The 26,366-nt window shown below is 48.2% G+C and carries 18 protein-coding genes; 6 read left to right on the top strand and 12 right to left on the bottom strand.

Annotation, left to right across the window (positions count from 1 at the left end):
• Nucleotides 1-160 precede the first annotated feature (160 nt).
• A complete protein-coding gene (gene priA, locus SGI98_11530) occupies nucleotides 161-2,380 on the top strand; it encodes a primosomal protein N' (GenBank protein ID MDZ4744033.1) in 2,220 nt (739 codons plus the stop codon).
• 72 nt (nucleotides 2,381-2,452) lie between these two features.
• Here the strand turns inward: priA and SGI98_11525 are convergent, their stop codons facing one another.
• Nucleotides 2,453-2,782, bottom strand: a complete 330-nt coding sequence (locus SGI98_11525; GenBank protein ID MDZ4744032.1) for a hypothetical protein — start codon at nucleotides 2,780-2,782, stop codon at nucleotides 2,453-2,455.
• A gap of 188 nt (nucleotides 2,783-2,970) precedes the next feature.
• On the opposite strand from SGI98_11525, the gene SGI98_11520 reads away from it, so the two are divergent.
• Together SGI98_11520 and SGI98_11515 are read left to right on the top strand one after the other, a co-directional pair.
• Nucleotides 2,971-3,150, top strand: coding sequence for a hypothetical protein (locus SGI98_11520; protein MDZ4744031.1), 180 nt, complete (start codon nucleotides 2,971-2,973; stop codon nucleotides 3,148-3,150).
• Between the two features lie 38 nt (nucleotides 3,151-3,188).
• Nucleotides 3,189-3,485 carry a hypothetical protein gene (locus SGI98_11515; GenBank protein ID MDZ4744030.1) on the top strand — a complete coding sequence of 99 codons (297 nt, stop codon included), beginning with the start codon at nucleotides 3,189-3,191 and terminating at the stop codon, nucleotides 3,483-3,485.
• Nucleotides 3,486-3,604: 119 nt separating this feature from the next.
• Here SGI98_11515 and SGI98_11510 read toward each other — a convergent pair whose 3' ends face one another.
• The 4 genes from SGI98_11510 to grpE form a co-directional block, all read right to left on the bottom strand.
• The gene (locus SGI98_11510; GenBank protein ID MDZ4744029.1) at nucleotides 3,605-5,278 is read right to left on the bottom strand and encodes a hypothetical protein; all 1,674 of its coding nucleotides are present in this window, start codon (nucleotides 5,276-5,278) and stop codon (nucleotides 3,605-3,607) included.
• A 127-nt stretch (nucleotides 5,279-5,405) separates the two neighbouring features.
• Nucleotides 5,406-7,082 carry an SUMF1/EgtB/PvdO family nonheme iron enzyme gene (locus SGI98_11505; protein MDZ4744028.1) on the bottom strand — a complete coding sequence of 559 codons (1,677 nt, stop codon included), beginning with the start codon at nucleotides 7,080-7,082 and terminating at the stop codon, nucleotides 5,406-5,408.
• Between the two features lie 24 nt (nucleotides 7,083-7,106).
• Complete coding sequence (locus SGI98_11500; GenBank protein ID MDZ4744027.1) at nucleotides 7,107-8,669, bottom strand: Hsp70 family protein; 1,563 nt, start codon at nucleotides 8,667-8,669, stop codon at nucleotides 7,107-7,109.
• 62 nt (nucleotides 8,670-8,731) lie between these two features.
• The gene (gene grpE / locus SGI98_11495; GenBank protein ID MDZ4744026.1) at nucleotides 8,732-9,574 is read right to left on the bottom strand and encodes a nucleotide exchange factor GrpE; all 843 of its coding nucleotides are present in this window, start codon (nucleotides 9,572-9,574) and stop codon (nucleotides 8,732-8,734) included.
• 89 nt (nucleotides 9,575-9,663) lie between these two features.
• Between grpE and ruvC the strand changes: the two genes are divergently transcribed.
• Complete coding sequence (gene ruvC, locus SGI98_11490; protein MDZ4744025.1) at nucleotides 9,664-10,161, top strand: crossover junction endodeoxyribonuclease RuvC; 498 nt, start codon at nucleotides 9,664-9,666, stop codon at nucleotides 10,159-10,161.
• Between the two features lie 38 nt (nucleotides 10,162-10,199).
• On the opposite strand, the gene SGI98_11485 is transcribed toward ruvC, so the two are convergent.
• From SGI98_11485 to SGI98_11455, 7 genes are all read right to left on the bottom strand, one after another.
• Complete coding sequence (locus SGI98_11485) at nucleotides 10,200-12,551, bottom strand: hypothetical protein (protein MDZ4744024.1); 2,352 nt, start codon at nucleotides 12,549-12,551, stop codon at nucleotides 10,200-10,202.
• 25 nt (nucleotides 12,552-12,576) lie between these two features.
• Entirely contained in the window at nucleotides 12,577-15,048 is a 2,472-nt protein-coding gene (locus tag SGI98_11480) for a DUF4175 family protein (protein MDZ4744023.1), read from the bottom strand.
• Nucleotides 15,045-17,114: a BatA and WFA domain-containing protein gene (locus SGI98_11475; protein MDZ4744022.1), complete on the bottom strand. Its 2,070-nt coding sequence runs from the start codon at nucleotides 17,112-17,114 to the stop codon at nucleotides 15,045-15,047. The genes SGI98_11480 and SGI98_11475 overlap by 4 nt, the downstream gene beginning before the upstream one ends.
• Before the next feature lie 14 nt (nucleotides 17,115-17,128).
• On the bottom strand, nucleotides 17,129-18,022 hold the full coding sequence (locus SGI98_11470; GenBank protein ID MDZ4744021.1) for a DUF58 domain-containing protein: 894 nt from the start codon (nucleotides 18,020-18,022) through the stop codon (nucleotides 17,129-17,131).
• A 25-nt stretch (nucleotides 18,023-18,047) separates the two neighbouring features.
• A complete protein-coding gene (locus SGI98_11465; GenBank protein ID MDZ4744020.1) occupies nucleotides 18,048-19,064 on the bottom strand; it encodes a MoxR family ATPase in 1,017 nt (338 codons plus the stop codon).
• A 148-nt stretch (nucleotides 19,065-19,212) separates the two neighbouring features.
• Nucleotides 19,213-20,799: a hypothetical protein gene (locus SGI98_11460; protein MDZ4744019.1), complete on the bottom strand. Its 1,587-nt coding sequence runs from the start codon at nucleotides 20,797-20,799 to the stop codon at nucleotides 19,213-19,215.
• A 67-nt stretch (nucleotides 20,800-20,866) separates the two neighbouring features.
• Complete coding sequence (locus tag SGI98_11455) at nucleotides 20,867-21,664, bottom strand: oxygenase MpaB family protein (GenBank protein ID MDZ4744018.1); 798 nt, start codon at nucleotides 21,662-21,664, stop codon at nucleotides 20,867-20,869.
• A 66-nt stretch (nucleotides 21,665-21,730) separates the two neighbouring features.
• Between SGI98_11455 and SGI98_11450 the strand changes: the two genes are divergently transcribed.
• Together SGI98_11450 and SGI98_11445 are read left to right on the top strand one after the other, a co-directional pair.
• On the top strand, nucleotides 21,731-24,217 hold the full coding sequence (locus SGI98_11450) for a hypothetical protein (GenBank protein ID MDZ4744017.1): 2,487 nt from the start codon (nucleotides 21,731-21,733) through the stop codon (nucleotides 24,215-24,217).
• 110 nt (nucleotides 24,218-24,327) lie between these two features.
• Nucleotides 24,328-26,366 (top strand): excinuclease ABC subunit A (locus SGI98_11445; GenBank protein ID MDZ4744016.1); only part of this gene is annotated, 2,039 nt, incomplete at its 3' end.

Genomic DNA, 26,366 nt, shown 5'->3' with positions numbered 1-26,366 from the left:
TCCTTATATATGGGTTATTTATATTTATGACTTGCATTATGAGTAATATGATAGGTTTAGGTACTTCATATTGTCAATATTTTTATAAATTATCTATTTATCCAATTCACTTTTTCTCCTTTCTCCCATCAATTTAAGTCATTACCCTTTTACTCTTCTCATGGCGCAATTTGCTAAAGTCGTTCTCGAAAGAAATCTGGGACGGGAATTTGATTACCTGATTCCCGACTCCTTGGAGGGTCTTGTCCTCGTGGGGAGCAAAGTGAGGGTTCCCTTTGGACGGCAAATCCTGACAGGATACGTTTCAAGCCTGCTCTCTCACCCTGATTATCCTGAATGTAAACCAATCACAGAGGTCATCGGTAAAAGGCCTTTTCTCGACCATCATCTGCTCAATCTTGCACGCTGGATGGGTGAATATTACTGTTGTCCCTATGAAACCGCCTTGCGCAGTGTGATGCCCGAGGCCGTTCGTAAGGTCGATGCCGCCCACAAGGAAAGACTTTTTGTCACCTTAAAAAAACCACTGACTGAAGAGGCTAAAAAGGGGTTCCCAAAAAAATCTCATAAACAATTAATCGTTTTACACCATCTCCAAGCACATGGAGGCAGTTTCCTTGCCGACCTGATGGAGACTCTCTCTGTCGGGCGTTCCACACTCAATTCCCTAGAAGATGCCGGCTGGATCGATATCTCCCCGCAAACACAGGATCGCGACCCGTTTGAAAATGAAACTTTTATCCCTACTACGCCCCTCCTCCTGAATGACCAACAAAAAGAAGCCCTCAAAGTCATTTCCCAATCCATCTCCCACGGGAAACCCCCTGTCATATTACTGCATGGCGTCACTGGCAGCGGAAAAACAGAGGTTTACCTCCAGGCTATTGATTATTGCCTGCGCCAAGGCAAAGGGGCCATCGTTATGGTTCCTGAAATAGCCCTGACCCCACAGACAGTTGATCATTTTAAATCCCGCTTCATGGACAGTGGCACCCAAGTGGCCGTGCTCCACAGCCATCTCTCGGCGGGGGAACGCCACGACCAATGGCACAAAATCCATGAAGGCCGCGCACAGATCGTGATCGGGGCGCGCTCTGCAGTTTTTGCCCCCGTGAAAAATCCCGGACTCTTCATTGTCGATGAGGAACATGAGACGACTTACAAACAGGAAGAAGCCCCCCGTTACAATGCCCGGGATATCGCGGTCATGCGGGGCAAATTGCTCGGAGCCACCGTCGTCCTGGGTTCGGCCACCCCGAGTATGGAATCATTTAATAATGCAGAAAAGAAAAAGTATCATCTCTGCGAAATGCCCATGCGTATCGACAATAAGAAAATGCCTGTCATCCGCATTATCGACATGCGCCAAGAAGCGATGAAACAAAAGGGTATCCATATTTTCTCAGGCAAATTGCGCGATGCGATCCAAGCCCGACTCGACAAGGCTGAACAATCCATCCTTTTCTTGAACCGCCGTGGATTCGCCACCTCCATGGTCTGCCCGAAATGTGGCCATGTCGAAATGTGCCCAAATTGCAGTGTCTCCATGACTTTCCACCGCAAGAGCAATTTGCTCGCCTGCCATGTCTGCGGGCATAAGACCGCCCCGCCCCATGATTGCCCCGAATGTCATGCACCAGACATCCGGTATACGGGTATGGGCACAGAAAAAGTCGAAGATACCTTAGCCAAACTATTTCCAAAAGCACGCATACGACGGATGGACTCGGACACCATGACCCGCAAAGATTCCTACCGCGAAGTCCTCGGTGCCTTCCGTACTGGAAAAATAGATATCCTGCTGGGCACACAAATGATTGCCAAGGGATTAGACTTTCCGAATGTCACCCTCGTTGGCATCCTCAATGCAGACTTGGGCCTACACCTCCCCGATTTCCGGGCAGGTGAACGCACCTTCCAGCTTCTCACGCAAGTCGCCGGACGGGCTGGACGCGGAGATATCGAGGGCGAGGTCATTGTCCAAACCTTTACCCCCTTCCATCCTTCGGTGCAATTTGCACGGCACCACGATTTTGCCGGATTTTATGAACAGGAAATCGGATTCCGTCGCTCACTCTTTTACCCACCCGCCAGCCATGTCATCCTGATTACCATCCGCAGTATTAGTGAAACTAAAGCGGAATTTACAGCCAATGCACTCCACAAGGAACTCAAGCATCTTGCCCCTCCGAAAACATTGATTGGGGAATCCAGTCCGGCACCTATGGCGAAGATGAAAACCTTTTACCGTTTTCAGATTATGCTCCGTGACTCGGCCATCCTCAAACTCATCGGCCATGTCGAAGAAGTCCTTAAAAAATTCACCCCCCCAGATGCAGTCCAGATTACCGTCGATGTCGATCCGTTATATTTGATGTAAGCAGTAAAAACTAAAATCAAAACTTCATTTAAGTATCCGGCCTGCCTAATATCCTTGATCGAAAAAATCCCTTTAATTTCCACCCACTTCAGTCCAACCGGAAGAAGTCTTGCGCCAGTTTTGGAATTTCATCTGAAGGCTGCCTACCTGAGAGACACCCCGGATTTGTTGTTCGATAAAAAGAAGGAGCTTTTTGGCATTACTCTGGGAAGTGCCGGTATCTTGGAGTTCATGCCCTTCCTTATCACTCTGCTGGCGATGGGCATAATCAAACACATGGAAAAAACCGTCCACATAGACATTGCGATTCACTACATCGATATTTACTTTGGCGGTATCGATATGGGCACGGACGAAAATCGCTTCCACCTCCTTTTCAATATGCACATCATCTAAATCCATTAATAAAACCTAGACAGGCAAGCATCAAAAAGCAAGTGGGTTCATATTAGATTATTCTTCAAAAGGACACGTTTGGATTTATTTGCTTATCCCAGCGGTTATTCTAGTCGGAAAAAATATTCTCATGATTGAATGAACCACGGAAACTTGACTTCCCGTAACGGGTAGCAAGAATGCCCGTGGAATCCATGTTTGCATCATTCCTCACCACTGTCTTTTTTACACTTTCTGCCATTTTCGGGCGGAGGATGTCCCTGATCTTTCATTCGGGGAGTGAAGCAAATTTCTGGCGTCTTTGTATCGCTTGGATCATGCTTGCTTTCTGGGCATTTGGTTTCGGGCAAGGCTATACTGGGGCATCCTCCTAACCGGCCTGTTTCTCCTTTGGGTTAACCGCGATCATTTATTGAATGCTATCCAATCGCCCACACTCCGTAACCGTGCCAGTCACGATAAATGGCGAAAGGCAAAATGGCTTCTCATCCTCAATGCATTCTTTGGTCCCGCATTAGGAGTGAGTTGTTATCAATGGGCCTTGCAGAGCACTCTCTCGGGGGATTGTCCTGCCCATTGTCGCACTGACACCCGCAGTGGCTATTCCCTTTGCCGCCTGGATCGAAGGGGAAAAAGATTTCGGCAAGCAACCGTGGCAGGCTCACTTATCGCTGTAGCCGGGGCGATTGTCTTGGCCTTTTACAAATAATACCCTCTTATAAAGAAAAAAAGGATAGGCTCGTCATTGTAATAGCCCACGGCGGGAGGATAGTCATTCAGATAGAGCTCGGTATTTACCCATTTACCCCATGATCGGACGGGACGAGCCTAGAGATTCAAGCTAAAGCCACCATACCATACATTGTCACGTCCACCGCTAATGACAGAGGAAAGATTTTCATTTTCGTAGCGGATATACATCTTGTAGGCGGGGCGTTGGAACCCTACCTCTCCCATATAACCGGGAGACACAGCACCGTATCCGGCTCCACCACGGACATAAGGCACATACCCGTAAACAGTCACTATATTCCATTGAATCCCGATCTCGGCACTAATAGGGCTCTTGGCTCTTACATTCGCCGATTCAACCGTATAACCGATGGACGTACGCCAGTCCAAGGTGTTTACCCAAGCAAGTTTTTCCTTATACATCTCAGTATAAACATAGGGGGAGTCCCATCCGGCCGTGGAAAAAAAGACACGGGGAAATTGATTCATACTTCCCTGCCAAGCATAACGGCTGGAATTGTTAGGGCCTTTGTTGTTATTGGCCACCTGTGTTGCCGATGGATTGATGCTGTGGTCACTGCGGTGGAAGAATTCAAAACCCAACTGCATTGGCATACGGTTGCCAATCACATCCCAACCATTATCCAGCGTGATCGGGGTCATTAATCCGAAACCAACATTATAAAGGGCACTACTGACATCATTTTTACCGCCAGCCCAATAACGGCGGGGCTGGAACCAGACATACGCAGTCCAGGGGATCCCGACGCGGAACTGGTAAAGCTGTGCATTGATTTTGAAATTCGTCACATAATCCCCGCTCCGGCCCCAGCCCATTTCATAATAACCCCAGACCTTCGGTAGCACATCCCCATTTTGCCAGTCCGTAGGCAATGTGCCAAAAGGATATTCCCTCATTGCATCAACAGCAAAACCCAAATAAGCACCCTGATCATTTGTCATTTTAAACTGGTTGCCACCGTTACCCACATAGTGTGCAAAAAAGTCGAGTTTATTCCCGTTAGCCGAAATAAAACTCAGCGTCGGACCGACATTAACATACGGACCAAAACGTGTCAGGTCCATATTGTAACTCTCCATGCGTGCCTCGATATTCAATGACGGGCGTTTGGCCAAATTTTTTGTAGAGGCTAAATAATTAAAATCAAAAATCTGATAGGATCCATATATGTCCATGAACCAATTTGCCTGGGCATTATCCACTCCAAATGCCGGGCCGGCAATAAATGACCATGTCAGTTTATCAGTGTAACGCTTGACGTAGGGGGTTCCAGCACCGACACCAACACGATAGGCCGTATAATCACCTGTGGCATCAATAAAATCGGATTGTTCCCAGCCAAAACCACCCATCAAAGCGATCTGTTCATTCAAATCGTATTCCAGATTCAGCTCTTGGGTCATATCATTACGAGCCACTTGATGCACCCCGTTTTCTTTTTGAAACGGTGTAAATGTGTCGTAACTATAAGACACCATAAAATTCCCTTCACGGAAAAGTGGCACATTCGCCCATTCTTCGACGATGAAAGTATGTTTTTCGGAAGCGTAATATCCTCCGCGGGCCCCGATACTGGGTCCGGGTAATTTGTCATTCGCGTACTTCTCAGTAAGCCAATTTGAACTCTTTAACGAATTTACATCCACCGTTTTTGTAGTATTCGTCGGTGACGACTGTGCAAATAAATTTGCCTGCCCAATCATAACCATGATTGAAGCGGTAAATAATGTTAAAATGATTCTTCTCATGATCATAGTTTCCTAATAAAAAATTCAAGACAGAATTAACCTCTAATTCAAAATGTGTCAAATCAAAACATTTAATGCGAAAATCTTTATTAAAGCATATAATACACGCAATTACAGTGAGTTACAGTTACTTAATCACAGGTCTTGTGCAGGCAATTCGAAATCCTATATCATTTGCGAAATAAGTGGGCATTTGCCCTGCCCTTGCTGTTGTCCTCAAGCTAGTGGCTTTTGACCTCCATGAACCGCCACGGATGATTTTCTGGGATCCCGTCGAAGGAGAGGGATTAGTCTGAGGAGATATTTTGTAATCTGCTAAAACATCTTTACACCATTCCCAGACATTACCGGCCATGTCATCACATCCAAATGGAGAACTCCCCAAGGGAAAACTGCCTATTGGTGAGCTCTGAGCAAACCCATCATTGATCACTGGATCCGACCAGTGGAAATTTGTAGAGGCATCGGCAAAATTTCCCAATGCCGCCGCTATATCACTATCCCCCCAGGGATAACGGCGATTTTGAGGGCCTTTGGCCGCATATTCCCATTCTGCTTCTGTCAGCAACTTATATTTTTTGTTTTCCCTGACACTGAGCCAATCACAAAATTTCCCGGCCTGTTCCCACGACATCATGACCGCCGGATGCGAGTCATCAGCCCAAGCCGGGCGCTTGGATTTGTGGGTCGGCAAAAACTGTTCAAACTGGGCAAATGTCACTGGCGATTTTGAAATGTAATATCCCGTTAATGTGACTTGGAATTCAGGCTCTTCATTATGGGCCGCCTCTGGGGATTTACATCCCATTTTAAAGGTGCAGCTGGGGATATAAATCATTTGCATGCCTAACTCATTGACATACGGCGGATAAAGAGCCTTCTCCTGCTCGGGGGAATAACTTTGTACCGGACTGGCAGCACTGGCTAAAGCCGCCTTCTTCTTTATGCGTTCCTCTTCTGCCGTTTTGGCTTTTGATTCACCGTCGGGATCATATTCTTCATCATCGACGATCGCCTGGGCCCATGGTGCAGTCAGGTTAAAGTTTCCAGCCCATTTCATGAGTTTATCTTTATCTTCGTCCTCTAGTTCACCCCATTCGGAACGTTCTTTCCACTGTTCAACCAAATCCTTAAATCCATCGGGATCCGGTTGTCCAGCGGGAGCAGCCGGTTGCCCTCCATTATCTTTGGCCTTTGCCCCCGCAGGAGCCGATGCGGTTCCCGCCACCAAAGTGGCCTGCTGGACTTTCAAAGCTTCCGTGCGTGCATTGGCCTCAGCAATCGCTTCGACAGCAGCAGCCTCCGGGTCGAATCTAACCGCCCCTAACTCCAATAAATTTGCCTCTATCGTCTGCCCTATCAGTTCATCGGCCAAACCTAAGTTCTGCCCCATTCCATACAATCCGTTTTCCCCGGCCGGTGTGAGTTTTTTATCCGACAAGGCAAAAATGATAAATTTCTGAAACTCCTCCAATGAGCTGTCATTTGCACTTTGCTGGATCTGCCGGTCATGGACGGCGCGTTGGTCGGGATCGAGTAAAATGACCTTGGCTTGGGTGATCAAGCGGGGAGCCTCATCAATGGCGCGTCCCAAGAGCTGGGCTAATGGATTATTCGGCTGGCTTTTGAGCGGAAGCTTTTTTTGCCACCACATCAGTAACTGTCGGCAACACTCCTCAATTAACTGGGCACTGGGAGCCTCTTCATATGATAAACCTAACCGGTCGTAGAGGTTATTTGAATTATAAAGTTTCCAACCATCCCATTTCCGGGGGTCATCTGCTAGAGGATAAGGAAGCGCCATAGAAAACTATTCACCCCTCTCCTTCTAAGCGACATTCAGCAACGTGAGATGTTCGCGTGCCTTACCGACTTCTTTTTCATTCAGGCCCCCGGAGCGGTGGATCTCGGCATGGGCTATTTTATCCTGTGCTTTGACAGTCACTTCAAGAATTTGATTGTTATTATAACGATAAGTCACCTCGACAGGAGTGGCTTTCGGGAGATACTCAGGCAGCTCAATCTCACAATTTCCAAGCTTGGTACATTCCTCTGGCACGGTGCTCTCCCCTTCCACGACTTTGACGACGACCCGTTTCATATTCGCACTGGCCGTCCCGAAAGTATTTTTAATCTCACAAGGCACACTCGTCATTTTCGCAATCATGGGGAATACATATTCCTCATGGTTTACATCATTCCACAAAACGATTCCTAAAGTATGGGAGGTAATATTAGTGACCTGGATCAAACCACCCGATGACCCCGTAAAATGTTTAATAGTTTCAGGAGCGACCTCATTAGACCCCGTGTCCACTGACTCTTTGATGTGGCAAAGCATACTTTGTACGGCCGCACCAAGGGCCACCGCCTCGTCAGGATTGACTTCCTCGGATGGTTCTTTCCCACTGGACTCCCTCACCATATTCCGGACCATTGGGCAACGGGTCATCCCGCCAACGAGCAGAACGGTATCGATATCCTTCCATGTCATTTTTGCTTCCATCAGGACGATATCACAAAGGATGTGGCATTTCTCTACCAAGTCCTGGCACATCTGATTAAATTGATCCAGACTCAGGTCTACCTTTACCGATTTGCCATTATGACTATGGACGACTGTGGTCTTCGAACGGTTAGTGAGCTGGATTTTTGCAGCGATGGAGCGGGACTGTAAATCTTGGTAAGCTTGCAAATCAAGAAGCGGATTTTCCCCGTGCGTTTTATCAAATTCCTCGGCGACATAATTAATAATTTTGTCATCCCAGTCTTTTCCGCCCAGTCGGTGGTCTCCATTGGTCGCGACCATCCGGATTTGTTCGCCATCGATTTTCATGATCGTCACGTCAAAGGTCCCCCCACCAAGGTCAAAAACAAAGACGGTTTGGTCTTTACCCAGCTTATTAATCCCGTAGGCCAAAGCCGCTGCTGTTGGTTCATTAATCACCTGCAATACATTCAATCCGGCAATTTTCCCTGCATTCATCGTCGCATTACGCTCGGCATCATTAAAATAGGCAGGAACCGTAATGACTGCATCGGTCACTGTCACAGCGAGATATTTTTCCGCATCATTCTTCATCTTTTTAAGGATTACGGCAGAAAGTTCATCAGCAGAATATTTGATCGCTCCTACCTCGCGGTTAAATTCCTCACGCGGTTTGCCCATCTCGCGTTTGACAAATTCTACAATCTTTTCCGGTTCAGCGACAGCTAAAGCTTTGGCTGTACTGCCTACAATCACATTACTATCCTCGAAAAGAATAACCGATGGGGTCGTCCGCTCACTTTCAGCATTAGGAATAATCTGCGGCTTGCCATATTCATCAATATGGGCAATCGCGGAGAACGTGGTCCCTAAATCTATTCCTACGACTTTACGCTTAGACATATTTTTTCCCAGAATCTCAAGATAACGAACTTTGGTTCAAATTATCGTATTCATTTCTATATTTATTCCTGTTTAAATACAATGACTTCTTCATGTCGGAGCAATTTGCCCTTCCAACGGAAGCCATGATTGGTAATTTCCGCAATTTTTCCATCCTCTTCAGGGAGTGACGTTTTGCGTGTATTAACCACCTTATGATACTGCTTATCAATGACATCTGATTTATCTTCAATAATCTCGACATCCATACGGTTCAGGCTTTCTAAAAGCAACGCCTTAATATTATCAATATTATTCGCATGATTATTGAATTCCTTGCTTATTTCAAGGTCAGACTCTTTTAATTTACCCTTTAATGACTCTGCATTCTTCTGGAGCCGGTAAAGATCATCGTAAACTAAAACCATATCTTTAAGATACGGTTTATGAAAAATATCAAAAAGGGCGGCATCCTTATAACTCTTTAATTCCGTATGCATAGCGGAAAACATTTCCCGGGAATGATTATCTGCTGCAATCTTTGTATCAAATTTCTCGATCACCTTGGCAATTTCATCTTTTGAAATGCTCACATTCTTATCCAAGGTGCTTATTTTATCACTAATTTCGATGAGTTTTTGGAGTGTTGCTGCTTGGGCAAATTCAATCACTTTTCCGGCCGAAGGAATTTTTGATTTATCATTACTATCATCACCAGGAGAAGAATTTATCGATTTTTCTTTCGAGGGGCTGGATGAAATATTTTTCTGGGTTTCTTCCTTCAAATCCCCTATTTCAATGGTTAATCCATCCGCTGTGAGTGGCTCAATCTCAATTTCCAAGGAGTCGGCAATAGGAGATCTCGGGATTGTTTTTCCCTGAATCTCCACGAGCCCTTCTTGCTTCGATTTAGTCTCTTCACCCATTAATATTATGGAAATTAGATTTTTTAAGGCTGAAAGTCAACGAAAGACCATTGACGAAACCACCGTTTATCGGTTTTCTTATACCTTTCATGGTAATTTTAGGTGTAGACCCCTCTTTGCGAGGTACCGGCTTCGGAATTATCCAAGGTGAACGGAACCGCTGGAAAGCTCTTGCTTATGGGGTCATTAAGAACCCGCAAAACGTCAAGGTTTCTTTATGCTTGTCGAGAATTCATCAACGGATGGAAGAAATCTGTTTGGAATTCAAACCTGATGTTTGTGCGATCGAAGGTATCTTCTACATGCAAAATTTCAAAATCTCTATCACCTTAGGAGCGGCACGCGGGGTCACAATCGCGGCCTGCGCAAGTTGCTCCATTCCGGTTTTTGAGTACGCTCCGAGAAAGGTTAAACAGTCCGTGGTCGGCACGGGAGCTGCTGGCAAAAACCAAGTGGCAGAAATGGTTCGTGCCCTCCTCGGACTGCGGGAAACTCCTCCCCTCGATGCTGCCGATGCCCTAGCCATCGCCCTCACCCACACTAATAACCTCCTCAATCCCACACTTTCGACCTCGACAGAAATTTAACTCTTTCCTCCCTGCGTCTTTTATCCAACGGGGGGAAATCACGCCATGCCGGACAAGCGTCGGGCGGCCCACTCGATAGATAATAATCCCAGCAAGGCACATAATATCCCCCAGTTATCCCAGAGGGACTTTTTCTCGCGTCTTACCGTGTACTCACTACTCCCTGATAAAAGGGAAGGCTCCATCACATAGTCATGATCCAAATCAAGAATCTTCCCACCGGTTTCTTGCGCAATTTGCGCCATCAATTTTGGATTTGCTGGGGATTGCGCCATTTCCTTATTGTCAGTCCTGCAAGCGACTAATACCCGTTTGCCACCAAATATTTTTCCGTCGACGGTGAGATTCGCTTCCACAAAATAATCACCGGTTTGGGGAACTGAAAAATTAGTTTTAAAACATTTTTCAGCCATATCCCACACACCTTCAGACGAAGAAATCACTTGGTCTGCGGCGCTCAGCGAAAACCGGCAACGCATCGAGTCTTTATATTGGCTGGGATCACGGAGGAATAATTGAACAGGAAGGGACTCCCCGGGGGATGGCATTAATTTCTCGCAGACAAGGGTGCAAACAGTTCTTTGATTGTCGAGCTTCGGCGCGGCCAACCACCTCACCACATTGTTCCAGAATTTATTATAATACCTCCGGTCACAGTTTTCCGCGGAGAGTGGTTTGGACGGATCCACCACCTCTCCCCAGACCTGCATAAATCCGATACCCCAATCTCCCATGATCCCCGAAGTCCATGCTATCGTCCGGCCTTTACCGACCTCTTGGACGGCCATAATCAAAGCCGATCCAAATTCATTTTTCACCTGAGGATTATCGGCGATGACAATCGCTCCGGGTTTAGCACGTTTCACTAGGTTAAAGGCCATGAGGGGTGGAAATTTATCCCAAATTTTTTTATTTTTATCCGCATCATCACCTATCTGCATCACTGGATGCCTTAATCCCTCGGCGGTAAAACGGGGAATCGTTTGACCGCCCCAACTATTAATGTCTGCCCTCCCGTCAATCACCACGGGTTGAAGCATTTCCAAAGGAGATCCCATATATCCCCCAGTCCCAAAGCTACAATCACCCCCGCTGATAAAATATCCTCCTCCTCCCTCCTCGACAAAACGCACGAGATTCTTCTGCATCTGCGGACTGAAATGTTTGAGCCACACGGAGCCATTAATGACCACGTCATACTCCATTAGTGCCTCAAATGTCCTTGGGAACCCGTGGACAGGATGCTGCATATTATAGGCCTTATACCCCGTTTCCGGCTCCACACTCACATAATCCACAGGCATATTCGCTGGTGAATACCACCCTTGAATGACCGTGCATTCAACCTCAGGATCCAATTCCAGACTAGCCTTGAGAAATTTAAATTGGAACTCATACCAACCATTTCCCGCGACAGGGGGATGAAGATACAAGACCTTGATTTTAGGTTTACCGGCTTTGTCCGGATCGTTGAGTTCCACACTGAAAGGCACAGAGTTATTCTCCGGGAATGAATCAACTCCCTGCAAATCCACATTTAATGTCAACACATCGGCCCTCGTGGTGGGAGGATTAAACTTTAATGAAAAAGTTTTTTGGGGTGAATCGAGCGTGATTGTTTCCTTGGAAATTACTTCTACCCCCTTGAATATTCTGAGTGTCGCTGTGGAGCCCGCTAATCCTGTTTGTTCTATCGTCGCTTCCACTTCCGCGGGTTGGGTTTCCTTCGACCATTCCTTGACCTTGATATCAGATATTTTCACATCAGCTGGTTTCTCAGGCTTTCCCACAGTCAATGTATGAATCGGAATCCCGTGTGAATGAAATGGCTCGATAACAGCAGCGAGGGCCTCCCCAGAATGATCCGCCCCGTCACTGACGAGAATGACACCGTCCAAACCTTCATCCGGAATCAATCCTGCGAGGGTGGTCAAAGCCCCGATCAAGGAGGTACCCCCCTCAGTCACATTGACCATCCCGTTACCCGCTTCCCTTAAAATATGATTAAACTCATAACTCTGGAGATGCGTACCCGCTGGTAGTCGGGGGATGAACTTTTGATCCCTCCACCCTCTAGCCAAATCAATCCGCTTTTGTACTCCCCCATCGGCTAAACCCATACTGCCCGACACATCCATTAATGATACCATTCTTAAATTCGAGGAACGTTGGACTTGTTTTTTTGTCTCCTGGATGCGGTAGGGCCCCATGAGCACAAAAAACACCACTCCGATGCACAGAAATCTCAAAAAAAGAAAAGCCGCTAAACGCATCCCGGATGCACGGTTCCGCGCGGTCAAATAACTCACGATTAAAAGTGCTGCTGCCAGAAGAATGCCTGACCACAGCCATACGGGTGGAATGTGATGTGAAAATTGAATTTGATTCATATCTTTAGTAATACCTGCAAAAAACCTACTCCTCCCTCGTAAGCTTCCGGAAATAATCCTCTACATAGGGTTGATATTCCTGCGGATACTCATCATTTTGGATCCGGTCAGCTTTGAAATTCTTCTCAATCCTGCCGAGGTCGATAATCATTTTCTCCAATGCATTCTTGAGGTTATTATTCGGCATCGCCATAGCCCCGGAGAGAAGCCCCCCCCCTGCTTGTGGATCATCTGGCGGGGTGACAAATCGACTGATACCACCGAGCAACTGAGCGGCTAGCTCCTTTTTGATTCGGGAATCCTTCTCAGAAAGAGCTTTGATCTTTGCAGCAAGTTGCTCGCCTCTTTCTTTGAGTTCTCTCTCCTGATTCGTCAACCCGTTCCCCTTACCATTCCCGGATCCTTTCTTGCCTCCCTTAAATTTAGGAAGAGGATGCCGTTTGGTGGAGATTTCAGTTTCCAGTTCAGCAAGTTGCTTGGCTTCATCGATTATTTCCCTGAGTGCTTTCTGGACTTTTTTATTTTTAGCCTTTCCATATTGATGGATCGCTTCCAAAAGAATCGCCACATTTTGATCGTCATCTGCTTCACCCATAACACTCGGCCTTTTGCCCGGAGTCAGCTGGACAACTTGATAAAGATTAGCCAAGGCTTTTTGTGCAGGAACCATCGCCTCCTGGATATTACCAGACTGGAGCTTTTCCTCCGAGGCTTTCATATACTCAATTGCTTCACTCATCATTTCTAGAACCGACTCCGGTAGCTTTGTCTTTTTCATGGCATCCAGATATACCTCGGTATATTCACGAATAACTTTTTGACTCACGCTGAGATTTTCCGCCTTTTTTTCTTCTTTCCTTTCGATGAGTTGGTTTGCCGTGGAAATAATATTTTTCTGTGCTTCCAATAGATTAATAGTTTCTATGGATGACTGACTGCTTCCCTTAGATTGATAAAGGGCCACTTTCTCATTGGTGATTTCAATAAAATAAGTCTGGGATTTCCCGATCCCCGGGCCATCCAACGTGTTATTGTCTTCAGCCTCGACAAAATAGGCGACAAGCTCATAGGGTTTAAGCCCCAAGGGCTCGAGCTCGATTTCACCAGACACCATCCATTTTGACCCCTCTTTTGAAATATTCTGGAGATTATTTGTCCGGGGTGCATCCCCGAGTTTATTATAGATCAATCTCATTTTCACAATCTCGTAATCATCTTTTGCAGTTGCTTTGACCTGGATTTTCATATTCGGATTCGCCGCGATATCCTTCCCGGGTTCGGTAATCTCGACTTTCGGTACGCGATCAGCGGCAAATGAAAATCGGTAGGGCGCACTATTGGTCACTGTTTGATCGAGATGATCCGTGAGAATGATCGCATACGCGAATTCCGCCGGTTTATCCGAAGTCCAGGCAGTCCACCAATACTGATCACCATCGGCAAAGAACTTTTGGTCGAAACGCCCCAAGGAAACCACTTGTCCTTCCTCAGGAAATTCTAATTTTTCCCGCATCTGTATGACGTGATTGAGTCGGGGGGATGTTTTTATCCGGTAATCCACTCCACTCCCACGCAGGACACTCACATCTGGGGCTGCCAGAGTATAAGGGGCCTGCCCAGTATAAGCAGGCGGGGTGACACGGATGATGAATTCATCAATGCGCGGAGGCTCAAAAGCCTGGACATTTTGCACGGGCATCTCCCCGTCTGCGGCTGTCAGATAATAATCAAATGACTTTTCCACAAGGGGGATTTCATAGGAGAAAATCCCGGGCTGAATTTCATCCATTATGATTTGCTGGAATAGGTCAGTACCTTGGGGTTTATAATGAAGGATCACCGCTTCGGGTTTTCGTCCGGTTATCTCCGTCTGGATAAGATAAGGGCTGCCTTTGGGGACTTTGACCGCATCTGTCATCATCCCTATGCGTGTGTAAGAAAGTTTTGTTCCTGGAATGATCCGCGCGAGTGAAATCAATCCCTCAGGTAAGAGCGTCATATAAAGGATTAATGCCACGAACGCGCAGCCAAAAACAAAACCGGCTATCCCCAGTTGTTTCACATAAGGCGGACGGTAACGGGCAAGCATTTCCCCGGCGCGGACCTGCATGATTTTGACCCAGTCTTTGGCCACATGATCCTGAGAGGTCCTCCCCGGGTTTTGCTCATACTCGGCCGTGGTGGAAACCACTGTCGAAAACGACGGATTAATCCCCTCGGCATCTAAGGCAGCCTCCTTATCATCCACGCGACGCCTCATGACACTCACCCAGCACCAGGTCATATAAGTCAATAGTCCGACTATCATTATAAAACCAAATGCACGAAGGCCGTCCTTCAAGACAAATAACCAGTCGGCTCCCCCCCAACACAAGGCTAACAAGATGACACCTGCCAGCCCCATTGCTGGAATGCGGACACGGATACTCAGCCTTTTCCAACGGGCTAATCCCTGGAGACGATTCAGTAAAGTAGAATGGATTGGGTTTGGTTTCATGTTCGATTGGCAATGAGGGGTTCGATCATCACGAGACAAAGTGCAGCCATCAATATCCACGGCCAGTACTCACGACGCCCGGGCTCACTTGAAATAGCAGTGGGAGACAATAATGCAACCGACGGCTCATTTACCCTTTTCATGTCCGCCATGAGCACATCCGGATTTACGACTTTCATATCAGATTCAGCACGCGCAATATTCACGGCTATGAGATCAATCACCTGTCCCTCTCCATGAGTGATTGGATAAAAACCTGTTTCCATCAGTTTGACTCCGTGCCAGCGAGTATCATTTCCTATTTTTAATTCCATTTCCTGTCCTCCTGGCGTTGTAATCTTGGCAACCTGCGCAATAGCCCCCGGCACCGGAATATCCGTATAGGCAGACACCTGATAGGGTTTCCTGATATGGTCGGAGGGGGTACCTCCTATTCCTAGACTCGCATCCGCCAAGGCATGGAGCCAAGGGAGGAATGTTTTGAGCTTAGGCCAATTGCTCCAAGTAGCGTCCGCGCTGGTATTCACAAAATAAACCCTCCCCTGACCGAGGGTCCTTTCCACGAGGAATGGCACCCCATCATCATAACTCGCCAGCACGCGACTGCCTTCTACCGGCTCAAGCAAATATCGCCCGGTGAATTCCGCCATCTCCAAATCTCCGCTGTGGGGTTTTTCAAATAGACTGAACGCTGGGAAATCCCGGTCATAATGACCAAGATACTTGGGATTATCCTGATTATATTCTTCCTTTCGTAATTTAACCGGCATCCAGGATGCTGCACTGTGATATTGATTTATGTCCATATCTGGCCCGGCAAAAACAATCATGGCCCCACCCTTTTTCAAATGTTTCTCCAGCTCTTTTTCTGAATCAGAGGACCATTTCTCTACGGCAGGAATCAAAATCAAATCATAATTGTCGGAACGCAATTTGATGCCCAATCCCTCGAGAGGGTACGTATCGATCTTGAACCGGGCCGCCTCGGGGGAACCGTCCGGGGAACTCATCAAGGCCCGTGAAATAAAATAAGACTTCTGTTTCCATACCGTTTCCGACCGGGTTGGCTCGACGACCATGACCTTTTTTACGCTGGGGACTGATACGACCTGGCGAAAAATATTATCCAAGGAAAATCCGTCTTCACTCTCCATTTTCACCTCCACGCCATGGAGACCCGTAGTAAGTTCCGGGAGATTGAACTCAGCTTTTTTCGATCCCCCAGCAGGGAGGTCCACTGTCTGACTCGATCGTAAAATACCGTCCACAAAGAGCTGTATTTTCCGTGCCGGTAAAACTTCATTTTCAGATTCATTTTTGACCAATACCGCGGCATTAAGCCTCCGGACCCCTGACCAATCGATACCGGTAATGGAGGCATTAGCCAGGCTGAATTCTGAAAGCCCCATGATTTTAATCTTAATATCAGAGGGCACTGGTTTGCTCTTCCATTCCCCGAGAGTGGAAGCCTGAAGATCGCTGATAATCCTGATTTCTTTTTGAGCAGAGGCATTTCCCACAGCGAGGAGTTTGACCGCGTGATCAAGGGCCATCGACAATTCCCCGGTCGTCGGCCCGGCCTCCAGTGAATCCAGCATGCTGGCGACTTTTTCCGGCGCGCCCATAGGCACCTTTGTCTCAGGAGGGTCTCCGGGCAGGACTAATGCCATTGAGTCCTTTGGGGATAAACCCTTCACAGCATTTTGTGCAAGGGCCCGAGCTTGATGCCAACGTGAGCCCACCCGGCTTTCCATGGTCATACTGGCCGTCGTATCGAGAATTAAAACAATCTGGCGCGGTTTTTCCTCCTCATGCTGCGGTTGGCCAGGGACCGGCAGGAATGGCCTGGTAAATGCCGCCACGATCAAACCAAAAAGAATCAGACGTAATAACAACAAAAGGAGATTCGAGGGCGAACGGTGTCGCAGCTTTGGATCCCGGTCGAGGAAAAATCGCAGTGTGCTAAAGGGCATTTTTTTGAAACGGCGGCGGATCAAAAGATGGATAATCACCGGGATGGATAAGGCCAAAAGCCCCAAGAGGAAAGCAGCATTAACCAGTGTCAAAGATCCCCACACGGTTAGAGAATCTCCACACGTCTACTAAAATACTCCAGGAGTGCTTTCTCCAAGGAATCATCCGTCCTGATAAAATGATACCCAGCTTCCTCCTCCTGACAGAGGGTCGCGAATTCCTCACGGAAATCGCGGACGATTTTAGCATACCGTTTACGGTAAGCATGAGCATCCACCAGTAACTCCTCGCCAGTTTCCCGATCCTGCATGACAAAGGCCCCATTGTATTCCCCGAGATCACACTCGGACGGGCTCATGATATGGAAAAGAATCACTTCCTGTCTTTGGGCTCTTAACCCTTTGAGAAAGGCGCGCAGGTGCGCAGCGGGAGCGAGACAATCCGAGATGACCACACTGATCCCTTTGCGTCGAATCATCGGGAGTAATGACATTAGGACTCCTGTCTCATCCTTATTGCCCGTGATCTTTTCACGGGCCAATGCGAGAAAAAGATCATTCAAGTGATCCCGCGTCGTGGCAGGAGGGACAGTAACAGGCCTCGTCCCCCCGTAAATCACCAGTCCCGCAGCATCATGCTGGCGATTCATCAGATAAGCTAAGGCTGCAGCTATTTGGCAGGCACGTGTGAATTTATTTCCCGTTCCTTTGCCGAAATCCATCGATGCTGAACCGTCGAGGAATATCCAAACCGGCATATTCGTCTGGTCTTCAAATTGTTTCACGTAGAGTTTATCTGTCCTTGCCCAGACTTTCCAATCCACCTGCCGCAAGCCATCCCCCTGTATGTACGGGCGATAAGAGTCAAACTCTGTGCTAAATCCTGTAAAAGGACTACGGTGCAGCCCGGTCAAAAAACCTTCCACCGTGGACTCTGCCAGAAAGGCAAGACTCTCGACGATTGCGAAAATACTTTTATCTATTGTCGAGGGTTGATTCATGAAATTACCGGGCTAGTGAGAATGGCTACTTGGCTGTGATCAGGACTTTACCTGATGAGGTCTTTACCGTTTTTAAGATACCGTTAATGATATTTTCCGATGTGATTTTTTGTGCGCGCGCATTGAAATTCATCAAGATTCGATGCCCGAGGACTTGCTGGGCCACGTAACGGACTCCTTCATAATCGGCGCAGGGCTGCCCGGTAATCGCCGCATAACCTTTTGCACCCAGGACGAGATATTGTGATGCCCGGGGGGAAGCTCCCCATCGGACGAATTCTTTGACATCAGCGCCCGCCATATCATGATCCGGACGAGAGGCCCCCACTAACCGGACTGCATAATCAATCACCTCGTCGGAGACGGGTACAGCCCGGACGATTCTTTGAATATGAGAAAGCTCTTCCGCATTTAATACAGGGGTGAGGGCGACCTCCTCATTCCCCGTGGTCTGACGCACAATCCGGTGTTCTTCCTCAGGGGTGGGATATGTCGCTCGGATACAGAACATAAAACGGTCGGCCTGTGCCTCGGGCAATTCATAGGTCCCCTCCATTTCGATCGGGTTTTGTGTCGCAAAAATATGGAAGGGCCGGGGTAACTCATATGTTTTATTGCCAATACTTACTTCCATTTCCTGCATCGCCTGGAGCATGGCTGCCTGAGTCTTTGGCGGTGTGCGGTTGATTTCATCCGCGAGCACGAGATTCGCAAAAAGGGGACCGGGTAGAAAGGCCAACCGGCGTTTACTCGTCTCATGATCTTCTTCGATAATGTCTGTGCCGGTGATGTCCGAAGGCATCAGGTCGGGTGTGAATTGAATCCGGTTAAATGATAGATCCAAAATTTGCGAAAGTGAACGGATCATCCGTGTCTTCGCCAGTCCCGGCACCCCCAGAATCAGAGCATGCCCCCCACAAAAGAGAGTTAATAATAGATTTTCAATCACCCATTCTTGGCCAACGATTGCCTTGGCCATTTGAGTCGTGATCGCTTGTCGTCTCGATGCGACTTCATCATTTAAAGAGGGGGATGTTTGCATATATGCAATTTATTAACAACATCCCCACTAAAAGCGAATGATTATTACGCGTAATAAAAGCCTATTTTACCATATAAATACTAACGTTTGGCGTTCACTAAAAAAGGGAAATCACTCTATATTTCCGCCTCTTGCACTCCCTTAATTCTCAATTCTCGCGGACACCCATCGGGGTTTCAATCGGTTTCTCGCGTTTGATTTTTTTCCCGGTCATGTCAGTATCGACGATCGTGAGCGGTTTACGTTCATAAACCTGTTTAAAATCATAAGGGCCGTTTTTCTGGTAATCACGGCAGACCTCGATCCACCAGGTCTCGTGGTCTAAATCGGATGTGTAAAGCGATTTCATTTTCATCTCTACGGTCTTTTTTGCCGGCAAAAGTTGCGGCGGGGTTTTTTTGAGTTTCGCCGCCCACTCTGCATAACGTTTGCCCCACGGCTTTACACGGTTCCCATCCGCTGCATAAAGCCCGCTCAGACGACTGAGGTCGGCAGCCTTAGGCATATCCCGCCAGAGCCAATTCATCCATCCTGAATAAGTATGCTGCGAAGTCTCCATGATCCGATCACAATAACGGAGCTGATCTTCCTCGGAGCGGTGTTTCATCGTGACGCCCAGGCCCGGGGCCTCACCACCACCATACCAGCCCCATTCCTCCAGGATGACAGGTTTGCCTAAGCTTGTACAAATACGTCCCATCGCGTCATTGGCACTGAGCCAAGATTGCATGGCCTCCTCGCTGTCGAGGGGATCACCACTGGCCCCATCGAGACATTGAGGCATCGGGTAATTATGCAGGCAGAGGTAATCCACATAATCTATATAGAAATAGGGATTATATCCTGTCGCCATTTGCCCGGCAGGCAGGTTAGGAAAGGTCCAGCTATTATTCCCTACCGTAATCATTTGTTTCGCGCCGCAGGAGCGTAACATGCGCACCTCTCGGGCTACCCTGCTTGAACCAATCTCGTCCATGAAAAGACGCCAGTCATAACGCCAGGTGGAATTCGCCCACTCGTCTTTTGGTAATTGATCGAGTTTACCGGGGACCACATGTGCTAGGCCGAGTTTACGCCCGATATTCTCCGGCGGTACAGGGGCTTCATTAAAACTTTTTACTGTCACATCCTTGCCCCAAGCCTTGCGCAGGTCGTCAAGGGTTTCATTATACCAATAACGTAGCCATGTCGACCATTGGGAGCGGAGATAAGGTGTATTCCATGGCAGGGTGCCTTCCCCGATGATCGTCCATGAGAAAATCTGGTCATCATTCCCCCAACGTTGCCCCATTAAATAGAGGTGTTCTAAAAGTCTTTGGTCGTGGGGGGGCTCGAAATTATGGATCTTCCATCCGGAGGTGTGTGGCGTCAGGTGCATGCCTAACGAGACTCGGATACCGGACTTTCGGGCAGCATCCAGGAGGCGGTCGAATTTCTCCGCGCCCACAGGATCAAGGCGGTAACCCACCGGGAAAAAATCATTTGGCTCCACCCACATCCGGGCGACATTGAGTCCTAGGTCGGCCATTCTTTCAAAAGCCCGGGCGGCCTCCTCCACACCGGTTTTTGCGGTATCCTCGTCATTACCAAAAAGGTGGAAGACACAACCGCAATACCCCCCATCCTCAATTGCCGCCATCACCCCACAATGATTGGCTCCAATGGGAACAAAGGGTTCCCCTGTTTGTGAATCTTCAAAGCCCCAATGTTTTTTCGATACTTGAATGAATCCCATAAATTTTATTCCTTATCCATCCGCATATATCTGATTCCAGCGACTTGTGAATCAAAATCTACAGGAATTATTTTTGAAAGGCGATTCGATAGGACCGGCAATAACGCAAAAAACCCGGTAACAACGGGATAATCACCCGGAGCAATTTGCATGAGACACCCCAGCAATACCTTGTCCAGGCGGTGGAACGGAATCCAAGGGGACCGAGCAAATTGCGCGGTAATGTCTCGATAACGATAAATTTAAAGGGGCGCATGGCCACAGCCAACCAAAAGGGACTGCGGGGGTAGGCGATGTCCTGAGCAAGTTGCGCGCACAAGGGATCCGACCCGAGCAATTTGTCCAAAAGCCTTTGTTCGTAGTAGTCCTCGAACTCCGCGAATTCCCCCGGACCGTAATCGGGCGGAAGACCAAAATATTCCCCAAAAACTTTCATCTCCTGGTAAAACTGCTCTTTATCCGCCAGACAAATCACACCAAAGACACGTTCATACCCATCAATACTGCCCATGATCAAAGTGGCCAAGACCCAGAATTGTAAATCAGGATCGAGTGCTGTTTTCATTTCTTTCCCGTCGGAGACCTCGATACGCCGGTGCATCTCTATCATACGGGCTTTCAGGGCTTGAGCTTCTTCCCTCGAACCAAATGTCACTGTGTAAACCGTGGCTAACGTACGGACAAGCCGTCCCCATGAATCTCCCCGGAAGTTCGAATACCGGAATACCCCCTGCGCAATTTGCGGATGGGCAATTTGCAGCACCGCCGCCGCTGGGCCATTGAGTAGGATACAATTCTCCCGGGTAATTTTCCAAATTACCGAGTCCGGTTTAAATATGCTTTCCCTGGAATTTCCCCCTGCCATTAAACAGCAATCTATCCCGAGCAATTTGCTTTGTATAGCCGGAAAAGATCTGCAAATATGCAGGGCATGTCTCCCAAACTTTTTTCCGCTCTGTTCTGCCTGACATTTCTCTTTTTCCCGGCACACCTCCAGAGCGAGGAGGCAAAAGAGCCTGGCTCAACTGGGATAATCCAGCCACAAGGCGCGATTAAATTTTCAATCCCGACAAACCATCAGATTTTCTCTGTCGTCATCGAAGACATGAATGGTAAACGGGTTCGTAACCTCCACTCCATGACTTCCCCCCAAGAATTCAAAACCGGAGTGACGACGCCTGATGGAAAGATGGAGCTCCTCGTCTCCTGGGACGGCAACGATGACTTGGCCAAAACCGTCGCCCCCGGCCAATACCGGGCCAAGGGATTATCCTTACCCCTACTGTCAATACCTTATGAATACAGTTGGTATAACCCGGGCACCCCTCCTTGGGGGGGGTATATGAATAGCGGTTGGCTCGGCGACCACAGTGGTCCAGTCAGTCTTTCTATGAGCCTGAATCCTGATGTCTTGTGGGCGGGCATCATCACATCAGCCTGCGCCGAGGGGGGGGACTCAAGTATCATTATCGATAAGGATGGTAAAAAAATCCATGGCTACAAACGCTCCATATTCGACGGGACTGTCGCTACAGATTTTTTTGATGATGAGATATGGGTGCTGACTGCTGGCAAAAGAACCGATCTATTTAAACTCGCCGTCGGCACCGGAAAGAATAAAACTTTCCAAAGAAAAACAGGACAAGTCCAAGTCATAAAACTCCTCGGAGAAGGAATCAGTATTGCCGTCTCAAAAAAATTTGCCGCAGTCTGTATCAAACCCGAATCAGGTACCCCTGCCTATGAAGTGCAACTCATTAATAAGGACACCGGTGAAAAAATCGCTTCTTACCCCCACTCAGAGCCTGTGCAGCTCGCCTATAATCCCGCCAAGGATGAAATCTATGCCAGTGCACCCGACAAAGGGGTATTCGTGATCAATGATAAAACCGAAGGCAATCCGTTAACCATTCTGGGCCTAAAAAAACCGGGTCCCATGACCTTCGACAAACAAGGTAACCTCTCTATCATGGACTACGGCCCGGACTACCAAGTCAAAGTTTTTTCACCGCAAATGGGATCCATACGGACCATCGGCACCACGGGAGGTCAAAAAGACCTCGCCTACGATTCCATGGCCCTACATGATGTTCGGGATATCTCTACTGATGCCAGTGGACGTTTATGGGTCGCAGAGAATGAGAATCCCCGCCGTGTGGTCGCATTCAGCAAAGACGGAAAGATCGTAAGGGAATATATCGGCACTACCACCTACAGTGCTACACTGATGACCCAACATGATCAAGACCCTAAACGTGCCTTGATCTTGAATCTGATTTATTCCATTGATCCATCCAAACCCATTGATGCCGGGCGTCCCCTGCGTTATGCCTCCACTCCCCTGAAGGAAAACTCTCCCTGGAATAAATACACCGGCGCGGCCATTTTTCCACGGCCCACATTTTTCCAGAGTAATGCCTCCGGTAGCATGAAAGAATACATTCTTAATACCGAAAGGGGATACCTACTTCTCTTTGTCGAAAAAGATGGCGATTACCGGCCGTGCATGGCTTTTTGGACAAAATCCGCTTACCCCGAACGCAATCCCTATGCCCGGCCGGAAGACCCCGAAAAAACCATCTACGTCTGGAGTGACCTGAATAATAACGAGGACATCGACGAAAATGAACTCCAAATCATCCCCTCCACCACAGGCCGGATTAATCATCTCATGGGATTCGCCTATCCCATGAATCAAAATCTCGAACTTGTGCTGGGCAATTTGCTTTTGAAACCTTCCAAATTCACCAGCGAAGGCATTCCTGTTTATGATGCCGCTTCCGCCCCCAAACTCCAGGAATCCGAATCCACCGCTGAAGGTTGTTATTTCCCGGTAGGCCGCCATCTCTTGAGCTTTTATGATCTGGGTATCAAACCGCGCGAAGCACCAAAGTCCTTTTTTAATATGGGCTCATACCTATTTACAGACCCGGATGGGAAACCAGTCGGCAGTTACCCGATCGCCGGTGCCGGGGTCCATGCATCCATGGAGCTCCCCGCACCATCCCGAGGCAATACCCGGGGTGAACTCTTTATCGCCGGTATGGCTGATCCCGGTGGGGAGTCCGGCACGGTCGTCGCCATCCAGGGTAACTACGGTGAGAGCTACCTCTTTACCGAAGATGGCATTTTTATTACAAGTATCTTCAAAGATGCACGCCTGAATCCTGCGGGCATGGGTGAAACCGTCCAAGTCGGTAAAGACCTCAGCTCCATCACCCTGAACCAAGAAGCCTTTGGCGGTTGGTTTGGCAAACAAAACGACGGGAAGATCCGTTACATGTTCGGACGCCTCGAAGCCGTCGTGTGTGAAATCCAAGGCCTCGATGCGATTAAACGCTTTGACGCCGGACTCATCGATTCCAAGGGTGAAATGCTTAAGAATGACAAAGTTAATTATAACTTCTTTCAAGAATAAACCATTGAAGATACCCTGGGACGAGTAACGGATCCTGCCTAGTACCTATTTCATTCCCTCTACTCACGCCCGTTGCAGAGTCTGAAATCCGTGTTAGTTTATTCGTTCGCATGCCAGCTAAAACTAATCAGATAACATCCATCAAAATCAGGGGTGCACGCCAGAATAACCTCAAAAATATCGATATCGATATCCCCGTGGGTAAATTAACCGTGGTGACCGGACTGAGTGGTTCAGGAAAATCGTCTCTAGCCTTTGAAACTCTTTATGCGGAGGGGCAACGCCGGTATGTGGAAACTTTCAGTCCCTACGCCCGCCAATTCCTCGACCGGATGGATAAACCACAAGTCGACTCGATTGAAGGGATCCCCCCGGCCATCGCGATCCAGCAGGCTAATAATGTCCGCACTTCGCGTTCGACCGTCGGGACAATGACCGAGGTCAATGACTACCTCAAACTCTTCTACGCGAATTTGGCGAAGTGTTATAGCAGCAAAACCGGCCGCGAAATCAAACCCGATGCGCCCGCCGATGTATGGATCAAAGTACTCAGTGACATGGATGGCGAAGATGTCCTGATCACTTTTTCGATCTCCCTGCCGAAACCCGATAAAAAAACTAAAAAGCGTGCATCCAAGGCTTCTTTCCATGACCTTTTCACCTTTGTCAAAGCTCAAGGTTATTTGCGTGTGTACATTGCCGGGGAGGTATTCCGGACTGATGAACCCGATCATGAAAAGTTATCGGGCTTGGATCCCACCCAAATCGAATCCCTTGATGTCATCCAGGACCGGCTCCGGATCGAGTCCGAAACTCGCTCCCGCTTTATTGAGGCTATCGAGAGTGCTTACCGTTACGGGCGGAACCGATGTTCCATTATCCCTATTTCTTCTCCTGAGCGTCAAAAGAATACATTCACAAATGATTGGTATTCACCCGACGATGATAAAACCTTCCGGGCTCCGACCCCCAGCCTTTTTAGTTTTAATAACCCGCTCGGGGCATGCCCCCTTTGCAAAGGATTTGGACGAGTCATCGAGATTGATTATGACCTTGCCCTGCCTGACAAAAATAAATCCATAGCCGGAGGCGTCGTTAAACCTTTCCAGACTGAAAGTGGCCAACCCTGCCAAAAGGATTTGCTTGCAGCTTGTAAAAAGCTCCATATCCCGACACAGATTCCTTTCTGTGAACTCTCTAAAATCCATCAATCCATTATCATCTCTGGTGAAGACCGCCGACTGAAAGCCGAGGAACTCTGGGAAAATAAAAAATGGTACGGGGTGCGCGGTTATTTTGAATGGCTGGAAAGTAAATCATACAAGATGCACGTACGCGTGCAATTAGCGCGCTACCGTTCCTACCGCCCCTGCCCGACCTGTCATGGCCGCCGGTTTAATGCCGATACCGAGTATTATCAGATCAACGGCCTTTCCATTGCCGAAATGTCAACGATGCCAATCGACCGGTTGATCCCCTTTTTGGAGTCCCTACGCCTCACGTCCGGGCCGGTGCCCCCTCAAAAGTCGACAGGGCGTATTAATACTGCGGAAATGCTCCGCGGCGAGATCCTCTCGCGCTTAGGATACCTACGCGATGTCGGCCTAGGGTATTTAATCCTTAACCGCTCGACACGGACCCTCTCGGGGGGAGAAACTGTTCGTGTCAACCTCACTTCATGCCTGGGCACTTCCCTCGTAAATACCCTTTTTGTATTAGATGAACCCACCGTCGGGCTCCACCCCCGTGACATCGGGCGGCTCGTGGATGTCATGGGCAAATTGCGCGACCGGGGTAATACTGTCGTCGTCGTCGAACACGAGGAGGCTGTCATGCGTGTGGCCGATCACATCATCGATCTCGGCCCCGGATCCGGACGTCACGGCGGACATATCTCATACGAAGGGACTCACAGCAAATTGCTCCAGGCAAAAAACTCCATCACGGGAGATTACCTCAGTGGCCGTAAACAAATCGCTCCATCGACCCTTACCGGGATGGAAGGTGGACCGTGTGAAAACCCGGACCCGACGGAGTCCGGAAAAAGCAAAAAACTCCAGGTCATCGGGGCTGAGGAGCATAACCTGCGCGGGATTGATTGCGAGATTCCATTAGGGAAATTCGTTTGTATTACGGGAGTGAGTGGTTC

The organism is Verrucomicrobiota bacterium, from assembly GCA_034440155.1.
GTDB lineage: Bacteria > Verrucomicrobiota > Verrucomicrobiia > JAWXBN01 > JAWXBN01 > JAWXBN01.
The sequence above is the reverse complement of the archived record's forward strand: the minus strand, read 5'-3'. Positions and strand labels throughout refer to the sequence as shown.

Excerpts from the sequence above, each read along its gene's own strand:
- priA (MDZ4744033.1), top strand. The coding sequence starts at position 161 with ATGGCGCAATTTGCTAAAGTCGTTCTCGAAAGAAATCTGGGACGGGAA.
- SGI98_11525 (MDZ4744032.1), bottom strand. The coding sequence starts at position 2,782 with ATGGATTTAGATGATGTGCATATTGAAAAGGAGGTGGAAGCGATTTTC.
- SGI98_11520 (MDZ4744031.1), top strand. The coding sequence starts at position 2,971 with ATGTTTGCATCATTCCTCACCACTGTCTTTTTTACACTTTCTGCCATT.
- SGI98_11510 (MDZ4744029.1), bottom strand. The coding sequence starts at position 5,278 with ATGAGAAGAATCATTTTAACATTATTTACCGCTTCAATCATGGTTATG.
- SGI98_11505 (MDZ4744028.1), bottom strand. The coding sequence starts at position 7,082 with ATGGCGCTTCCTTATCCTCTAGCAGATGACCCCCGGAAATGGGATGGT.
- SGI98_11500 (MDZ4744027.1), bottom strand. The coding sequence starts at position 8,669 with ATGTCTAAGCGTAAAGTCGTAGGAATAGATTTAGGGACCACGTTCTCC.
- grpE (MDZ4744026.1), bottom strand. The coding sequence starts at position 9,574 with ATGGGTGAAGAGACTAAATCGAAGCAAGAAGGGCTCGTGGAGATTCAG.
- ruvC (MDZ4744025.1), top strand. The coding sequence starts at position 9,664 with ATGGTAATTTTAGGTGTAGACCCCTCTTTGCGAGGTACCGGCTTCGGA.
- SGI98_11485 (MDZ4744024.1), bottom strand. The coding sequence starts at position 12,551 with ATGAATCAAATTCAATTTTCACATCACATTCCACCCGTATGGCTGTGG.
- SGI98_11480 (MDZ4744023.1), bottom strand. The coding sequence starts at position 15,048 with ATGAAACCAAACCCAATCCATTCTACTTTACTGAATCGTCTCCAGGGA.
- SGI98_11470 (MDZ4744021.1), bottom strand. The coding sequence starts at position 18,022 with ATGAATCAACCCTCGACAATAGATAAAAGTATTTTCGCAATCGTCGAG.
- SGI98_11465 (MDZ4744020.1), bottom strand. The coding sequence starts at position 19,064 with ATGCAAACATCCCCCTCTTTAAATGATGAAGTCGCATCGAGACGACAA.
- SGI98_11460 (MDZ4744019.1), bottom strand. The coding sequence starts at position 20,799 with ATGGGATTCATTCAAGTATCGAAAAAACATTGGGGCTTTGAAGATTCA.
- SGI98_11455 (MDZ4744018.1), bottom strand. The coding sequence starts at position 21,664 with ATGGCAGGGGGAAATTCCAGGGAAAGCATATTTAAACCGGACTCGGTA.
- SGI98_11450 (MDZ4744017.1), top strand. The coding sequence starts at position 21,731 with ATGTCTCCCAAACTTTTTTCCGCTCTGTTCTGCCTGACATTTCTCTTT.